This is a genomic window from Paenibacillus sp. 2TAB19, from assembly GCF_052115185.1.
GTDB lineage: Bacteria > Bacillota > Bacilli > Paenibacillales > Paenibacillaceae > Pristimantibacillus.
On the sequence record NZ_JBFRGE010000038.1, the window covers coordinates 40,937 to 56,624 of the forward strand.

At 49.9% G+C, this 15,688-nt stretch carries 17 protein-coding genes; 11 read left to right on the forward strand and 6 right to left on the reverse strand.

The window, feature by feature from the left end; all coding sequences use genetic code 11:
* The first annotated feature begins 114 nt into the window (after positions 1-114).
* Complete coding sequence (locus AB4Z33_RS17860; protein WP_442051207.1) at positions 115-645, forward strand: protease; 531 nt, start codon at positions 115-117, stop codon at positions 643-645.
* Between the two features lie 29 nt (positions 646-674).
* A complete protein-coding gene (locus AB4Z33_RS17865) occupies positions 675-2,177 on the forward strand; it encodes an SPFH domain-containing protein (protein ID WP_442051208.1) in 1,503 nt (500 codons plus the stop codon).
* A gap of 119 nt (positions 2,178-2,296) precedes the next feature.
* Here the strand turns inward: AB4Z33_RS17865 and AB4Z33_RS17870 are convergent, their stop codons facing one another.
* Positions 2,297-2,428, reverse strand: coding sequence for a hypothetical protein (locus AB4Z33_RS17870; protein WP_442051209.1), 132 nt, complete (start codon positions 2,426-2,428; stop codon positions 2,297-2,299).
* A 177-nt stretch (positions 2,429-2,605) separates the two neighbouring features.
* Entirely contained in the window at positions 2,606-3,205 is a 600-nt protein-coding gene (rpsD, locus tag AB4Z33_RS17875) for a 30S ribosomal protein S4 (protein ID WP_337098904.1), read from the reverse strand.
* Positions 3,206-3,671: 466 nt separating this feature from the next.
* On the opposite strand from rpsD, the gene AB4Z33_RS17880 reads away from it, so the two are divergent.
* The 5 genes from AB4Z33_RS17880 (at position 3,672) to AB4Z33_RS17900 (ending at position 8,540) form a co-directional block, all read left to right on the forward strand.
* On the forward strand, positions 3,672-5,627 hold the full coding sequence (locus tag AB4Z33_RS17880; protein ID WP_442051210.1) for a sensor domain-containing diguanylate cyclase: 1,956 nt from the start codon (positions 3,672-3,674) through the stop codon (positions 5,625-5,627).
* A gap of 224 nt (positions 5,628-5,851) precedes the next feature.
* On the forward strand, positions 5,852-6,487 hold the full coding sequence (locus tag AB4Z33_RS17885) for a hypothetical protein (protein WP_442051211.1): 636 nt from the start codon (positions 5,852-5,854) through the stop codon (positions 6,485-6,487).
* Positions 6,488-6,588: 101 nt separating this feature from the next.
* On the forward strand, positions 6,589-7,710 hold the full coding sequence (locus AB4Z33_RS17890) for an aminopeptidase (RefSeq protein WP_442051212.1): 1,122 nt from the start codon (positions 6,589-6,591) through the stop codon (positions 7,708-7,710).
* A gap of 162 nt (positions 7,711-7,872) precedes the next feature.
* Complete coding sequence (locus tag AB4Z33_RS17895) at positions 7,873-8,115, forward strand: HPr family phosphocarrier protein (RefSeq protein WP_442051213.1); 243 nt, start codon at positions 7,873-7,875, stop codon at positions 8,113-8,115.
* Positions 8,116-8,252: 137 nt separating this feature from the next.
* Positions 8,253-8,540, forward strand: coding sequence for a YlaN family protein (locus tag AB4Z33_RS17900; protein WP_307203900.1), 288 nt, complete (start codon positions 8,253-8,255; stop codon positions 8,538-8,540).
* A 57-nt stretch (positions 8,541-8,597) separates the two neighbouring features.
* Here AB4Z33_RS17900 and cax read toward each other — a convergent pair whose 3' ends face one another.
* The gene (gene cax, locus AB4Z33_RS17905) at positions 8,598-9,656 is read right to left on the reverse strand and encodes a calcium/proton exchanger (RefSeq protein ID WP_442051214.1); all 1,059 of its coding nucleotides are present in this window, start codon (positions 9,654-9,656) and stop codon (positions 8,598-8,600) included.
* A gap of 180 nt (positions 9,657-9,836) precedes the next feature.
* Here cax and AB4Z33_RS17910 point away from each other — a divergent pair, with 180 nt between their 5' ends.
* Positions 9,837-10,214 (forward strand): Asp23/Gls24 family envelope stress response protein, encoded by a 378-nt coding sequence (locus tag AB4Z33_RS17910; protein ID WP_337098739.1) that lies wholly within the window; start codon positions 9,837-9,839, stop codon positions 10,212-10,214.
* A 28-nt stretch (positions 10,215-10,242) separates the two neighbouring features.
* Here AB4Z33_RS17910 and ftsW read toward each other — a convergent pair whose 3' ends face one another.
* Together ftsW and AB4Z33_RS17920 are read right to left on the reverse strand one after the other, a co-directional pair.
* Positions 10,243-11,445, reverse strand: coding sequence for a putative lipid II flippase FtsW (gene ftsW / locus AB4Z33_RS17915; RefSeq protein WP_442051215.1), 1,203 nt, complete (start codon positions 11,443-11,445; stop codon positions 10,243-10,245).
* An 11-nt stretch (positions 11,446-11,456) separates the two neighbouring features.
* Complete coding sequence (locus AB4Z33_RS17920; protein WP_442051216.1) at positions 11,457-11,801, reverse strand: YugN family protein; 345 nt, start codon at positions 11,799-11,801, stop codon at positions 11,457-11,459.
* Positions 11,802-12,035: 234 nt separating this feature from the next.
* On the opposite strand from AB4Z33_RS17920, the gene AB4Z33_RS17925 reads away from it, so the two are divergent.
* Positions 12,036-13,262, forward strand: coding sequence for an amidohydrolase (locus AB4Z33_RS17925; protein WP_442051217.1), 1,227 nt, complete (start codon positions 12,036-12,038; stop codon positions 13,260-13,262).
* Between the two features lie 93 nt (positions 13,263-13,355).
* On the forward strand, positions 13,356-13,796 hold the full coding sequence (locus AB4Z33_RS17930) for a CBS domain-containing protein (RefSeq protein WP_442051218.1): 441 nt from the start codon (positions 13,356-13,358) through the stop codon (positions 13,794-13,796).
* A 56-nt stretch (positions 13,797-13,852) separates the two neighbouring features.
* Here AB4Z33_RS17930 and AB4Z33_RS17935 read toward each other — a convergent pair whose 3' ends face one another.
* On the reverse strand, positions 13,853-14,704 hold the full coding sequence (locus tag AB4Z33_RS17935) for a thermonuclease family protein (RefSeq protein ID WP_442051219.1): 852 nt from the start codon (positions 14,702-14,704) through the stop codon (positions 13,853-13,855).
* A gap of 160 nt (positions 14,705-14,864) precedes the next feature.
* On the opposite strand from AB4Z33_RS17935, the gene AB4Z33_RS17940 reads away from it, so the two are divergent.
* Positions 14,865-15,688 (forward strand): helicase-associated domain-containing protein (locus AB4Z33_RS17940; protein ID WP_442051220.1); only part of this gene is annotated, 824 nt, incomplete at its 3' end.

A 15,688-nucleotide genomic window follows, 5' to 3' on the forward strand; every position in this document is an offset into this window, starting at 1 on the left:
ATTTACAACTTTTTTGCTTATTTTTCGACGATTTTGAAACATATTGGGGTTTATGGCGTAATACATATTGGGGAATGGTTGGAAAATATGGTTATAGAAAGAGGGTGAGGGAAAGTGGAAACGCTGTACTTAGCCTGTCTGATCGGCGGCATTCTGTATGCGATCGTCAGCGTCATATTCGGAGATTGGCTCAGCCTGGCTTTGGACGGCGTGCTTGATTTTCTATCGTTTGACGGCCATTCATGGCTGCAGCCAACCGCACTTGTTGGAAGCATTACCGTATTTGGCGGCGCCGGCATCATGCTTACCAGATATACTTCGCTAAGTATAGGCGTCGTATTGGCGCTTGCGTTGCTCATTGCTTTAGCCGCTGGCGTCGGCGTGTTCTTTCTATATGTTCGACCGATGGAGCGAAGCGAGAATTCCATAGCTTTCTCAATGAATGCTTTGTCGGGCTCGCTCGCAGAGGTGCTTGTCTCAATCCCCGATAAAGGATATGGCGAAGTGCTCGTTAAAGTAGGGGCGGGGTTTACGAATCAGATYGCGGCGAGCTATGAAGGCGTCCCGATAACTGCCRGTTCCCGTGTCGTCGTCGTCGAAGTGAAAGACCGTACATTATTTGTATCCGAAGTGGACTTATCCTAAATCCAAGCACGAGAGAGGAGTCATTCGATATGCCGGAACATTTGTTAATACCGATCATTGTTGTTGGAGTGCTTGTTGTGCTGGGGCTTGCCTTCTGGGCTCGTTATCGAACCGTTAGTCCCGATGAGGCAATGCTGGTTACGGGGTCATTCTTAGGCAGCCGTAATGCGCTGACCGATGACTCTGGAAGGAAAGTAAAAATCATTCGCGGCGGAGGCGCCTTCATCCTGCCGATCTTCCAGAAGGCTGAGTTTCTGTCTTTGCTTTCGCATAAGCTGGACGTATCAACCCCGGAGGTGTATACGGAGCAAGGCGTTCCTGTTATGGCCGACGGTGTCGCGATTATTAAAATCGGCGGAGCTGTAGAGGATGTTGCAACCGCTGCCGAGCAGTTTCTAGGCAAGCCGACCGAAGCGCTCAAGGGCGAGGCCCAAGAGGTGCTGGAGGGGCATTTGCGAGCGATTCTAGGATCGATGACGGTGGAGGAAGTGTATCGCAACCGCGATAAGTTCGCCCAAGAGGTACAGGGAGTAGCCGCCAAGGATCTTAAGAAAATGGGGCTGCAGATCGTATCATTCACGATCAAGGACTTGCGCGACAAGCATGGTTATCTGGATGCGCTGGGTAAGCCGAGAATTGCAGCGGTGAAGCGTGATGCGGAGATAGCGGAGRCGGAAGCGGTCCGCGATGCGCGTATTCAGAAGGCTTTAGCGGCCGAGGCGGGGCAGAAAGCAGAACTGCTGCGCGATACGAATATTGCCGAAGCGGAGAAGGACAAGGAGATGAAGGTGGCTTCGTTCAAGCGCGATCAGGATACGGCGAAAGCCGAAGCCGATCAAGCCTATTCGATTCAAGAGGCACGTGCCAAGCAAAGCGTCGTCGAGGAGCAGATGAAGGTCGAGCTCGTCCGAAAGGAACGCGAGATCGATCTCGAAGCGAAGGAAATATTGCGCCGCGAGAAGCAATACGACGCGGAAGTGAAGAAGAAGGCGGATGCCGACAGATACGCCGTAGAGCAGGCAGCGGAAGCGGACAAAGCGAAGCGGTTGCGCGAGGCGGACGCGGTGCAATACCGCATTGAAGCCGAGGCGAAAGCGCTCGCCGCGCAGAAGCGGCTGGACGGTCTTGCGGTAGCCGAAGCAGAGCGAGCCAAAGGTACGGCGGAAGCAGACGTAATAAGGCTGCGCGGACTGGCTGAAGCAGAAGCGAAGGAGAAGCTTGCTGAAGCGTTCGAGAAATTTGGCGAGGCAGCGGTTCTTGATATCATCGTGAAAATGTTGCCAGAGCTCGCTAGTCAGATCGCGGCACCGATTGGGGCGATCGATACGCTCACTGTCGTAGATACCGGCAAAGGGGAAGGCGCAGCGCGTCTAAGCAATTATGTAACCGATCTAATGGCAACCGCTCCCGAAATGCTTAAGAGTGTGTCCGGCATCGATGTGAACGGGTTGATCAGAGGGCTCACCTCACGAGCGGCAGCGTCAACTTTGCCTGCCTCATCTGCGCTAAGCCGAATGACTGAGCAAGATTAATCGTATTTAATGGAAATATAAAAAGCGTAGAAGCCCGCTTGGCGAGCCTCTTCGCTTTTTGTATAATGATGTGGGGTAATGTCTGATTGTGCATGACGGCAACCGTACGGAGCATTCAGTTAGTAGCCGTAACCGCCGCCGCAGCCACCGCCGCTAAAGATTCCACAGCTACATGCAATAATCACGAGCAGAATAAAGAGAACCAAAATTGTACCAAGGTTGTTGAAAGCACCACCTACGTGTCCGGACATTATACAATGCACCTCCTTACGTGTTGAGTACTCTTTACTGTATGAATGTCTTGTGCCGATTGATTGGGTATTTGTTACGGGAGGCTATCGTTTATATACAAATTGGGCGGGGAGCAGGAGTAGCTGAAACAAAGAAAAGCCGTATGAATGCAGCTGCATTCATACGGCTTCGTCTTATTAACGGCTGTAGAACTCGACGATTTGTTTCTCGTCGATGTCTTGGGAAAGCTCGCCGCGGTCTGGCAGGCGAACGTACTTGCCTTCCATTGCTTGCTCGCTGAACTCAAGGTAGTTAGGAAGGTGATGACGGCCTTCCATAGCTTCTTTAACAGCTTTCAGGCTGCGGCTGCGCTCGCGCAAGCCGATTACGTCGCCAACAGCAACCGTGTAGGAAGCGATGTCGACTTTTTTGCCATTAACTGTTACGTGACCGTGAGCTACCAATTGGCGCGCTCCAGCACGGGAGTTGGAAAGTGCAAGACGGTATACAAGGTTGTCAAGACGGCTTTCAAGGAGAGCCATGAAGTTTTCGCCGGCTTTACCTTTCATGTTTGCCGCTTTGTCAAACAAGTTGCGGAATTGCTTTTCGTTCAGACCGTACATGTGGCGAAGCTTTTGTTTCTCTTGCAATTGAACGCCATAACCGCTCATTTTTTTGCGTTGGTTAGGGCCGTGTTGACCCGGAGGGAAGTTGCGTTTCAATTCTTTTCCTGTACCGCTCAAAGAAATGCCTAGGCGGCGGCTTAGTTTAAATTTAGGTCCTGTATAACGTGACATGCGTCGTGTTAACTCCTTCATCAAATAAATTTTGAGAATGGGGTTGTGTTTCGCCGTTTACGTCCAATGTCCGAGCTCGCTCGTCCCTGATCTGCACTTCAGCCGCTGGCCTATCAGTGTACGTAATCATTGAGGGTGACACAAAACCGTACGCCCATGTATTCAACAATAAATATTATATGAAATTCACCCAGAATGTCAAGCTGTACTTCATAAAATTAAAACTTTGTAATAAGCATCTAAAGTCCTATAAATTTTGGGGAGAGTAGTGCAAAAATATCAAAAATGAAGTAAGATAATAATTATTACAAGAAGGAATTATTGGTTGCCGCACCGGATTTAGGTCGGCTCTTGAAATGCCTTCTGCTTATTGAATAAGCTACGGTATAAGCTGAGCTTAACTTTATGCCTATCATATAATGTAACCTCATCTCCTGGCTATACAGACGGAAGGGTTGGGTGCCGTATGGTTAATCGGATTAACAGCGATGCTGCTTATAGTGAATCGTTAACGGAAGATCGCGCATCAACAAGTACTGAAGCCGTTTGGTTTGCCAGCGAAGATATTACGGAAGCGGACGAGCCCTATTTGCCGCCTTTACTTAACGACAGCTTTCACCAGTGGATCAACGAGGCGGAAGGACTCCCTTTGTTCCAGTCTGGTGAATTTTCATTATTCGGTACTGATTGCCAGCGTATTGCTGTTACCGGGAAACTCAGCATTGATCGGCCGGATGGTTTAACCGCTATAGTGAATACCGTTATTTCCTCCGTGTTCGAACAGAGGTTGACGGTTGCAATGAACTTGGACAAACTGCATGTGGTTGGCGTTCCGGTGAGGAAGCGTACGGAGGATCTGGTGTTCTCGGTCTTATGTTATGTGACCGAAGCGGAAGCAGATGCCTCATCAGCGCACCATGCGCAGAATGTTGAGATATGCGCTTATCATTTCCGAAGTTGCTTCTACAGAAGGTTCGAGCAGCTTTATGTTCAGGATCTGCTCGTGCAACAGAAGCAGACGGAGAAGGAAGCAAAGCGAAGAGATGCGCTGTTTCTTGCCGCGAAGCGGCTTTATGATCAGATCGATGTATCGTCGGTGCTGTCAGAGATGCTGAGCAGTCTTGAACAGCTCTATCCAAACTCAGAGGTTCATCTTTACTTATCGCAGGACCATCTCAATGGAGACGAGCGTGTGAAGCCTCTCGTATTCAAGAATGCGGCGCATGATCTCGTTGCGAAAGCGTTCCTGGACGGACAATCCGCAAGCGAGCACGATCGTGACGGCACGATTCGCCTGGCGGTTCCGATGACGGGCAAACAAGCAGCATATGGCGTCTTATGTATGACGATTGGACCGGGCAAATGGGACGAGGCAGACCTTCCGGCGTTTCTGCTGCTCGCCGACACGGCTGGTTCGGCGTTCGAGAACGCCAAGCTATACGAGCAGTCCAATCTGCTCATTAACGAGCTGAGGCTTATTAATGAGCTCACGAAGCGTCTTAATCAGTCGCTGCGCCTCAAAGAAATATTTCAATTCGCGACAAGCGAATTGCTTAMGATATTCGATGCCGATTATTGCTGCGTTCTGCAGATGAATAAGGAGAAGGATCAGTTCGTCGTTATGTCGAGCAACTTTCCGGCACTGGCGAGCGAGCATTTCTCGCCGGAATACGGGTTCTGCGGCATGGTATACAGGACAAGAGAACCGCTCATCATATCCGATTATTGGCATACGAGAGTCGTGACGTCGAAGCTGATGGACAATACGGGTTCGCGTTCGCTTATCGCTGCGCCGATTATGGTGGATGGCGAAGTGGTAGGCGTTATTCTAGTCACGCATAAGGTGCCGAACTTCTTCTCGTATGATAATTATAAGCTGCTGCAAGTGATGAGCACGCATATAGGTCTTGCCGTTACGAATGCCTCCTTGCATGCCGAGGTGCGTCGAATGGTCATTACTGACAATTTGACTGGTCTGCATGCGCGTCATTATTTGAATGAGCAAATTCAGAACCGCCAGCGGAAGGACCCGTTCGGAGCACTTATTCTCGTCGACATTGATTACTTTAAGAAAGTGAACGATACGTTCGGCCATCAAGTAGGGGACCAAATATTGATCCAAGTGAGCAATATTATTAACGCATCGATCAGGCAAGGCGATATAGCAGCCCGTTGGGGCGGCGAGGAGCTCGCGGTGTATTTGCCGGGCATTAGAGCGGAGCAAGCATATCGGATTGCCGAGCGCATACGGATGCATGTCGAAGCGGAGACCGATCCGGTCGTCACCGTATCCTGCGGCGTATCGGAATGGACGTTCGAGAACGAGAAAATTAGCGTGGAATCGTTGTTTTATCGTGCGGACATGGCGCTGTACGAAGCGAAGAACAACGGAAGAAACTGCATTTTTGTCGGACAGAATTAAAGGGTCGTGACATATACAGATTAGCGTAATTCGTTAGGGAGCGTCGTTATCGGCGCTCTTTTCTTTTGTTTTCTCTTCGGCATGAGGAATAAGACGGGGATACGTGTGGGGAGTCTACGTAGAAGGTCTGTAATGCGGAAGGAGAGCTTATGAGAGACAAACCTAAGATGAGTGCCGCTTGTATCTTAATATGCGCTAGCATCGCTTTAGGGGGCTGTGGCGGCATGAATGTGCAGAGAGAGCCTGAGCGGTGGCTGTCGTTATCTTATTCGGGTCTTGCGGCTATGGATCAATATGCATTCACAGGGTCAATGGACATGAGCTTGGACGGGGGAATGCCAGTCAGCCCGCAGACATTCCAAGGAAAAGTCACCGATCATAAACAGTTAACGCTCCAAACGAACAGCGGTGATCAGCTCCATATTAACCCAGCCCATGTTCTGGAGTCGCTTACGCAATCCGACAACATAAAAATCGTTGTAAGCGATTCGTCCGACCCAGATACGATTACGCTGCTAATTGCCGAGGACGCCGCTTCAGCAAAGGAGAAATGGGAGCAGCGTCTTAGGCAGCAGCTTGAGGCGCTTGTGGTGAATGAGCCGCCTGACTCTGCGCCTTATAAGAAAGAGTGGGAGCAGGAGGCCGAGCATTCTCGCAAGCAGCTAGAAGCGATGCTGAGCTCGCTGAGTACGAAGACGAGCTATGAGCTCGTTATTGACGAGAACCGGCTGCTTCCGCTAAGGCTGGATGAGCAGACGGAATTTCTGTATGAATATGGCGGTAAGAAGGCTTCCGAGGCGCGCCATACAACTATCCGATTTTACGCCTTCGATGGAGCCTCAAGCGCAGCCGTTCAATGACATTGAACCGTAAGAATGGCGACAGCCGTTTCACCTTATGGTACGATATTAGGGATGGCACTAATTAAGCAATTGAACACTTAAAGGAGATGAACGAACGTATGCGCGATCCAAGAATTCAGAAACTTGCACAAAATCTAGTCTGTTACTCCATTGACGTACAGCCTGGCGAAAATGTGTTGATCGATATAATCGGTTCTGAGCGTGAGCTTGCCAAAAGCTTGATCGAGGAGGTGGCTAAGCGCGGCGGCAGACCGTTCATCGAGACGAGCGACCGCTCGGTACTGCGGACAATGCTTCATCATGCAACAAAAGAGCAGCTTGAACTATGGGCAGCGCTCGATCTGGAGCGCATGAAAAATATGCAGGGTTACATTGCCGTTCGCTCCGGCGAGAACGCGAATGAGCTTTCCGATGTTCCAGAAGAGAAAATGCGCTTATATGAGCAAATTTATCGTAACCCCGTACATATGGAGCAACGTGTAAAGAAGACGAAATGGGTTATTTTGCGCTATCCGAATCCGTCCATGGCGCAGCTTGCTAACATGAGCACAGAAGCGTTCGAGAACTTTTATTTTGACGTATGCAATCTTGACTATGCGAATATGGATAAGGCGCAGGATCCGCTGCAAGCGCTGATGAAGAGGACGGACCGTGTCCGTATTGTCGCGCCAGGCACCGATCTTGCGTTCTCAATCAAGGGCATAGGAGCGAAGAAATGCTCCGGACATCGGAACATTCCTGACGGCGAAGTGTTCTCTGCCCCTGTTCGCGATTCCGTACAGGGAACGATTACGTACAACGCGCCAAGCGTGTATTCCGGCGTTTCGTTCCAGAATATTTCCTTTACGTTCGAGAATGGCAAGATCGTCAAAGCTGAGAGCAATGATACGAAACGTCTGAACGAAATATTGGATGCAGATGAAKGAGCTAGATATATCGGGGAGTTCGCGATCGGCTTCAATCCGTACATTTTGCATCCGATGAACGACATCCTGTTCGACGAGAAAATCGCCGGCAGCTTGCATTTCACTCCGGGTCAAGCGTATGAAGAGACGGACAATGGCAATCGTTCGTCTGTGCACTGGGATTTGGTACTCATTCAGAGACCGGAATACGGCGGCGGTGAAATTTATTTCGATGACGTATTGATTCGCAAAGACGGTCGATTCGTTATTCCAGAGATTGAAGCGCTCAATCCGGAGAACCTTAAAGGGGAGTAATAATAGCTTCTAACTCCAAATATTATGTGTTCTAACGGGGGATCTCAGGCTATGAAAATTGGAAAATAAAGCGTTTTTCATTTTTCCTCTTGATGGATGTGAGATTTCGGGTTATCATGGTGTCAAAGGTAAGCTTTACTAAAATAACTGGAGGGATCTCCCATGTCCAATAATGCTGCAATAGTTGAAATTTCCCAAACGGCTGGCCAATTCCGCTCATCCATCGTTCTACAAGCCKAGAGTAAATATATCGATGTAAAGAGCATTCTCGGACTATTCACGACGCTTGTGGGAGGCCACGCTTACGAGCTTCACGTTCACGGACCTGACGCTGAAGAAGCGAAGGCTGCAATGGCAGCTGTATTCGCTAAGCATAACCTTAATGTATCTGTAATTACGGAATAATTGTACGATTGTTTCCAACTGAAGCACTCCTCGCTTTTGCGTAGGAGTGCTTTTCTGTTTTGTCCTTGTGTATTCGTCCTTTTTCGTCTAATATAAAAGGTATAGAAGACGGCGGTACGCGCACAGGGGGGAAAACGATGTCTTCACCGGAAATAACTGTTCAATTGCATGAGAAAGCGCTTCGTCTCCTTCAGGAAGATGCGAGTAAAATAGAAAAGTTGATCGAAGTTCAGATGGAGAACTTGACGACTCGTCAATGTCCGCTGTACGAGGAAGTTCTAGATACGCAAATGTACGGTTTCTCGAGAGAGGTCGACTTTGCCGTTCGCGCCGGATTAATTGCCGAGCTGGCCGGGAAAGAAATCGTCAGCAGGCTTGAGAGAAATCTTGCCATGCTGTATGAAGCGTTAGATCGCAAAGAGTAGTCCCCCGATTCGGGAGACTACTCCTTTTTTTTGCCTATGTGATTGTCATGCGCAACGTTAGACGAGATAGAACGCAATCCCTAGTATGACGTATACCATAAGCAGAAGTACACCTTCGTACCAGTTCGTATTGCCGTCCCTGGAGACAGACTTGGCGATAAAGACCGATACGCCGATTGCGGTTAGCTCGATTGGGGTGAATACGATATCCATCGTATTGCCGAATAGCGTACTGACGATAATGAGCACTGGAGCAACGAACAAAGCGATCTGCAAGCTGCTGCCGATGGCGATCTCCACGGCTGCCCCGATCTTGTTCTTCATTGCGAGAATGACCGCAGCGCTGTGCTCAGCCGCGTTGCCGACGATGGCAATGACGAATGCCCCGATGAACAGTTCTGACAGTCCGAAGCGCTCCGAGAACGTATCCAGCGTATGTACGAGCCATTCGCTGACGAATGCGACCATTACGGTAGCCAGTACGAGGAAGAGGATTGATTTCATTTTCGACCAAGCAGGCTCTTCGCCGTGATCGGCATTCATATCCACGTCGGCAAGCATATCCTTGTGCGTAACCATCGAGAAGAGAAGCCAAAGCACATACGAGATTATGAGAATGYCTGCTACCGCAAGGCTTAGGAATTGGTCCTTATCGAAGGTGAACTTCTCGGATACGACGAATACAGCCGGGACGAACAGACCGATGACGGCCATAATCATGAGCGTAGAGTTATGATCGGCGAGCCGGTTGTTGAACCGCTGCTCCTTGTACTTCAAACCGCCAAGCAAAATACTAAGTCCAAGCACAAGCAACAGGTTGCCGATAATAGCGCCCGTCAAGCTTGCCTTCACCATATCGAACAAACCTTCCTTGACGAGGAAGATGGCGATAATGAGTTCGGCCGCATTGCCGAACGTGGCGTTCAGAAAGCCGCCAAGCCGTTGCCCTGCATAGTGTGCGACGCTTTCCGTAGCTTTGCCGAGGAAGCCCGCCACAAATATAATCGCAATCGCGGATATGACGAACTGCACCGTCATGTCCCAATGAGCGTAATGGCCTACTGCGCTGAGAACGAACATGACAATAAGCCCCGAGAAAAACAACTTCTGATTCAATAGCTCCACCTCTTCTTGACTGTGCTGAAATCCTGTTAATAATATAGCGAAAAAAAAGGGAGAAGTAAACTTTTACCAATATAATAACATTCGCGGGTATATTCAAAGCTTAGCCTCCTTGATTACATCGTATCCATCTATTACAATGTTCATATATGGCAAAAACGAGGAGTGAATCACATGACCGAAGACCTTCAAACAGGTATTATTCGTATTTCTGATGATGTAGTGGCTACGATAGCGGGACTTGCGGCACTTGAGACACCGGGCATTGCAGCGATGTCGGGCGGCATCTCGGAAGGTTTGGCTAAACGTCTAAGCGGCAAAAACGTTCAAAAAGGCGTTTCCGTCGAGGTTGGCCAAGTTGAAGCAGCAATCGATCTTCGGATTATCGTTCACTATGGCATTCCGATTCAAGAGGTATGCCGTCAGCTTCAACTGAACGTACGTGAATCGGTTGAGAATATGACGGGGTTACATGTTGTCGAGGTGAACGTGAAGGTCGAGGGCGTCGCGTTCAAAGAGGAAGAGCTTGAAGAGGCTCAAAGACTTAAATAAAGCTTTCCATAATAAAACGGTATCCATCTTAGCGGATGGATACCGTTTTTTGGCTTGAGCGAGTTGTAGCAGTTGTACTGCGGGAGGTACTCGCTTTCTCGCTTCGATTCGATTCTCTCGATATGCTGAGCAGGACGCCCATACTCATCAGACAGACGAGTAAGGAAGAGCCGCCATAGCTAATGAATGGCAAGGTTACTCCTGTAAGCGGGATAGCACCGGTTACGCCTCCAACGTTGATAAAGGCTTGAATGGCGAGCAGACCAATGATCCCGACGCCAACGACTGTACCGTATTCATCCGAGCATCGCAACGCTATGATAAGACCGCGCCATAGGAAGCATAAGTAGAAGAGAAGGAACAGCGTGCCGCCGATAAATCCGAATTCTTCGCCAATGACAGCAAAGATGAAGTCATTGTATGCGTATTGCAAGTAATGAAGCTTCTGTACGCTCTCACCGAATCCGGCGCCGCTGATGCCGCCATGACCGAACGCTTGAAGCGAGGATACAAGCTGCCAGCCCGAATCTTGCGCATCGGCTAGCGGATCCGCATAAGAGGTGAAACGATCGATCCGATATTCCCACTTCTTGGGTTCCATCGCCATCGAAATGCTGAATACGACGGTGACAAGAAGCACAACGGCAAGTCCCGATGTCGCTGCCTGCTTCAAGTTCGCTCCCCCTGCGAAAATCATTACGATCGCGCAGGAAGCAAGTACGAGACAAGAGCCGAGATCGGGCTGCATCATGATAATGCCGCACACGGCGCCGACAATAATGATAACCGGAAGCAGCCCCTTCTTGAAGTCGCGGAACTTGTCACCCTTCTTCGAGATAAGCGCTCCAAGGTACAGAATGACGGCAAGCTTGGCCGGTTCCGTAGGTTGTATCGTAAAGCCGGCGATGTTAATCCAGCTCTTGGCTCCGTTAATATCGGGCGCTATGAAAGGCACGAGAATGAGCAGAGCCATTACAGGTAAGAAGTATAGCAAGAATAGCTTCTTGTAAACCTGGTAGCGAATGTTCATGCTGAACAGCATGGCGAATACGCCAAGGCCAGCCCACATGAGCTGGCGTTTCGTGTAGTGAAGCGCGTCGTTTTCTTCAACGAGCGCAATGCTGGAGCTTGCGCTGTAGACCATGACAAGTCCGAAGCCGACGAGCAGAAGCGTCATTACGAGAAGCAGAAAGTCTGGTCTTCCACGGCCACCGTTCTGCGGTTGCTTCATAAATCGACCGCCTAAGCCAACAGTTGTTTCAATTGCTCGATGCGTTGCGTTGCCGTGTTCATGATCGCTTGCGGAATCGGCGATTCATATTCCATTCCGTGCGGGAAAGTAGCTCGTCCAATATAGACAGCCTCGATAGCGAGCACAGCATGCGGCGATTCCAGCTTGCCTTCAACTGCGCGCGTGTTGATGCGCAGGAAGTATTCGTTGCCGTTCACGTGATCCTCAAGCTTCAAATCGTATGTAGCGCGATAGTATTCCCATTGCCAACGAACAAAGCCAACTTTCTCGGCGGATTCGTCCAAATGGTACAGTTCGCTCTTAACACCGTTTAATCCGGTATTTTCAATAATCATGGTAGTTCCTCCTAAAGGTTTTGTTGAAGCAAACCTGGCTCTGCAAGCTACTGCTTCCAATCATCAGACATAAGTTGTCCATTCTTTACTCATGATAGTATGTTTCCCCAGCTAGCGCAACCCTTACTCCTTAGTCATCATTACCTTAATAGTGACATTTTTGAGAACAGTAGCGGAAGGTATAGCGGCTCGTTTAATAAGCTTCCTTAAAGCTGCGATTATCTGTTAAAATAGATGAAAAAAGTTCGTGCGGAGAGGGAGATTCGAGATATGCACAATTACAAAGAAATAGAGCATGCGATGCAGCGTCTCTATCCCGACATGGTACGGTGGCGCAGACATCTTCATCAGTTTCCGGAATTATCCTTTCACGAGAGAGTAACGTCGCAATGGATTGCGACCAGACTTGCAGAGTTTGGCTGCACAGTGCGGAGCGACGTAGGCGGACATGGATTGATCGTTACGATAAAGGGAGATAAGCCCGGCCCCGTAGTGGCGCTACGGGCAGATATAGACGCATTGCCGATTCAGGATGAGAAGGAATGCGCATACGCATCGAAGGTGCCGAATGTGATGCATGCGTGCGGACATGACGGCCATACGGCCGCTTTGCTGGCCGTAGCCGCTTATTATTCGGCGAATCGCGATCAGATTGCCGGTGAACGCCGCTTACTGTTCCAGCCTGCCGAGGAACAGACGCCTGGCGGAGCGAAGCCGATGATCGAAGACGGGGCGCTTGATGGTGTAGATGCAATTTACGGCGTACATCTATGGACACCGATTCCCTATGGAATAGTTGCGTCGAGACCTGGGGCGTTCATGGCGGCTGCGGATGAATTCGTTATCGATATTATCGGTCGCGGAGGTCATGGCGGACTGCCGCACCAAACGATTGACTCGATCGTTGTCGGTTCGGCGATCGTGCAAGCCGCGCAGACGATCGTGAGCCGCAGCGTTAATCCGCTGCACCCGGCTGTCGTATCGATCGGATCGTTCCAAGCCGGAACGACGAACAATATTGTGGCGGAGAGATGCCGCATGAAAGGCACGGTAAGAACGTTCGACGAGCATACGAGAACGCTTATACACGAGCGCCTGGAGTCCGTGATCCGGCATATTTGCGAGATGCACGGAGCGAAGTATGAATATCATATGCGCATCGGCTACCCGCCGGTCGTCAATGACGACAAGGAAGCGGAACGCTTCTTCCAAGTAGGCGCAACCTTATTCGGCGAAGAGTCGGTTCAGCGTTCAGAGCCGCTAACCGTTGCCGAGGACTTCTCTTATTATTTGAACGAGGTGCCGGGCTGCTTCATGTTTGTTGGCGCTGGCAATGAGGAATGCGGAGCAACGTTTTCGCATCACCATCCAAGATTCGATATCGACGAGCGGGCGATGAGCAAATCGGCTTCGCTGCTAATTGGCATGGCAGAGCATTATGCAAGTGAATTTGCAGGTTAATCATAAACATCCCGTTATCTGGACTTCGTATGAACGCAGCGGCCGAAGGGCAAGCTAATCGCCGATGCACGTTCAAGGAAGGATGATAAAGGAATGAGTAATCATACAGTCGAACAATTAATGTCAACGAATTGTGTTACTGCGACGCTGCTCGATAACGTCTACGAGCTTGCGGTGAAGATGAAGCAACATGATATCGGATTTATACCGATTGTTAATGGAAATAAGCTGATCGGTGTCGTAACGGACCGGGATTTGGTCGTGCGAGGATATGCCGAGAAAAACCCAGGCTCGGAAGCTGTAGAGACGGTGATGACGCCTTCTCCAATCACGATCGAGCCTTCGTCTTCCGCTGACGATGCGGCGGCATTAATGGCGGAGCATCAGATTAGAAGGCTGCCGGTCGTTCAGGAAGGGATGCTCGTTGGCGTAATCGCCATAGGCGATCTAGCTGTAAGGGATATTTATGCCAATGAAGCCGAGGCTGCTCTTAGCGCTATTTCCGAGCACAGCCATAGCGGTCATCTGCATTAAATATTAAAAGGCTGGCGGGGGCATTGAATATGCCTCTTGCCAGCCTTTCTTTTGCACTACTTATCTTCCCACACGGTGACAAGCTCATTACTCGCGTTGTACAGTTCGCCGGGATCCGTCTCGCTATTGCTCCACACGCTTTCCTTGCCCCAACGCAGCGTTTTGTCAGGCAACAGCTCATTGCCGCTATTAGAAGAGATCGTAACCTTCTCGCCTGCGGCCAGCATGTATTTCTCGAATTCATACGTTTGATTGCCGCGGACGCTCACGAGCTTCCAACCGGCTAGCTCTATGTCCTGTCCGGATTCGTTGCTTATCGTTGCAAGTTCGTCTTGCTTATCGACGGTAAGCAAGATTCCGGTTTGTTCAGCTGTCTTGACCGGATAGGCATTTTTGAATTTCTCGCGATCGGTTCCCCAAAGGCCTAGCTCCGCTTGTTTCGCGGTTTGCTCGATCTGCTTGTACACGTTCTCAAGCTTGACGTTCGGCTCGACGATCATAACCTTGGCAAGCCCTTCCTTAAGCAGCAGCTCATTCAATATTCGTCCGTCTTTCAGCTCAACCACGGCCAAGGTTCGTTCGTACTTGTCCATCTGCTCTTTATCGAAAGTAAGCCTAACCTCTGCAGACTCCGTTAACACTTGCTTCGTATATATGGATGCCTCGCTGCCGAAAGGTTCCTCAGGTCTACTCGAATCCTCATGGGCAATTTCCGGAGTATTTACATAGAGCAGTCGGATGGTACGGTTGTCGTCTCCGACATTTATTTTGAAGGTATCGCCGTCGATGTAATCGGATACGGAATACCATACGTTCGTTTGTAGTTTCTGAGGGGTTGTTGTTGCCCAAGAGCAGCTGGCTAACGTCAAGCAGCCAAGCAGAAGCAACGTTATTCCTATTCGTTTCACCTTCGCATACCTCCAATCAGTCGTAATGATGAAGCCTATTTCAATTAATATACCACAAAATACGACCAAGAATCGCAATTCATTGGTCACGGTATGGCATAAAATCATAAAAAACCTTTCATACTGACAGAAGAAGGACTCTGTTTGAGGAGGGAAATCGATGCTGGAGCAATCAGAAGGAGCGATAATCGTCCAATCCGATTTGACGATATTGCTGGATGAGGAGAGTAGTGGCGCGGAGCAGGCAAGAGAAAAGCTGCTGCTGTTTGCCGAAGCCGTGAAGCAGGCTGGAACGCTTCATACCTATCGGATTACGGCTTTGTCTTTGTGGAATGCTGCGGCTGCCGGTTATAGTGCGGAGGAGCTCATTGGCTGGCTTAACGCATTTGGACGTTATGACTTGCCCTTCGCTGCGGAATCATCCATTCGCAGGCTGATCGGAAGGTACGGCAAGCTGACGTTGACAGCTGATCAAGACGTGCTGCTGCTTAGGGGAGACAAGGAATTGATGGAAGAACTTGTTGCTCAGTCGGCCATAGATAAGTGGGTTGCCAAGCGCCTTTCAGAGGAGACTTGGCAGCTATCCGATGCTTGCCGGGGAGAATTGAAGCAGGAGCTCACGAGGCTTGGATATCCGATTATTGACCTGGCCGGCTATCATACGGGAGAAGCGCTTGCCGTGAAGCTGAGAGATGTAACGCTGCAGGGGAAAGTTTTCGGACTTCGGCCATATCAGAGGCTGGCGGCTGAGCAATTCTATCGTGACGGTACGGCGCAGGGGGGCAGCGGCGTTGTCGTTCTGCCTTGCGGCGCAGGGAAGACGATTGTCGGTATTGCCGCGCTTGCGAAGCTGAGCAGCGCCACGCTTATTCTTACATCTAATTCAACGTCCGTTAAGCAATGGAAGGATGAGTTGATCGACAAAACGACGCTGAGCGATAACGAAGTCGGTCAGTATTGCGGGGCATTGAAGCAGGTGCGTCC

Bases quoted from the DNA above. Each gene is read 5' to 3' on its own strand.
- AB4Z33_RS17870 (WP_442051209.1), bottom strand. From the start codon at position 2,428: ATGTCCGGACACGTAGGTGGTGCTTTCAACAACCTTGGTACAATTTTG.
- rpsD (WP_337098904.1), bottom strand. From the start codon at position 3,205: ATGTCACGTTATACAGGACCTAAATTTAAACTAAGCCGCCGCCTAGGC.
- AB4Z33_RS17885 (WP_442051211.1), top strand. From the start codon at position 5,852: ATGAATGTGCAGAGAGAGCCTGAGCGGTGGCTGTCGTTATCTTATTCG.
- AB4Z33_RS17900 (WP_307203900.1), top strand. From the start codon at position 8,253: ATGTCTTCACCGGAAATAACTGTTCAATTGCATGAGAAAGCGCTTCGT.
- AB4Z33_RS17910 (WP_337098739.1), top strand. From the start codon at position 9,837: ATGACCGAAGACCTTCAAACAGGTATTATTCGTATTTCTGATGATGTA.
- ftsW (WP_442051215.1), bottom strand. From the start codon at position 11,445: ATGAAGCAACCGCAGAACGGTGGCCGTGGAAGACCAGACTTTCTGCTT.
- AB4Z33_RS17920 (WP_442051216.1), bottom strand. From the start codon at position 11,801: ATGATTATTGAAAATACCGGATTAAACGGTGTTAAGAGCGAACTGTAC.
- AB4Z33_RS17925 (WP_442051217.1), top strand. From the start codon at position 12,036: ATGAAAAAAGTTCGTGCGGAGAGGGAGATTCGAGATATGCACAATTAC.
- AB4Z33_RS17930 (WP_442051218.1), top strand. From the start codon at position 13,356: ATGAGTAATCATACAGTCGAACAATTAATGTCAACGAATTGTGTTACT.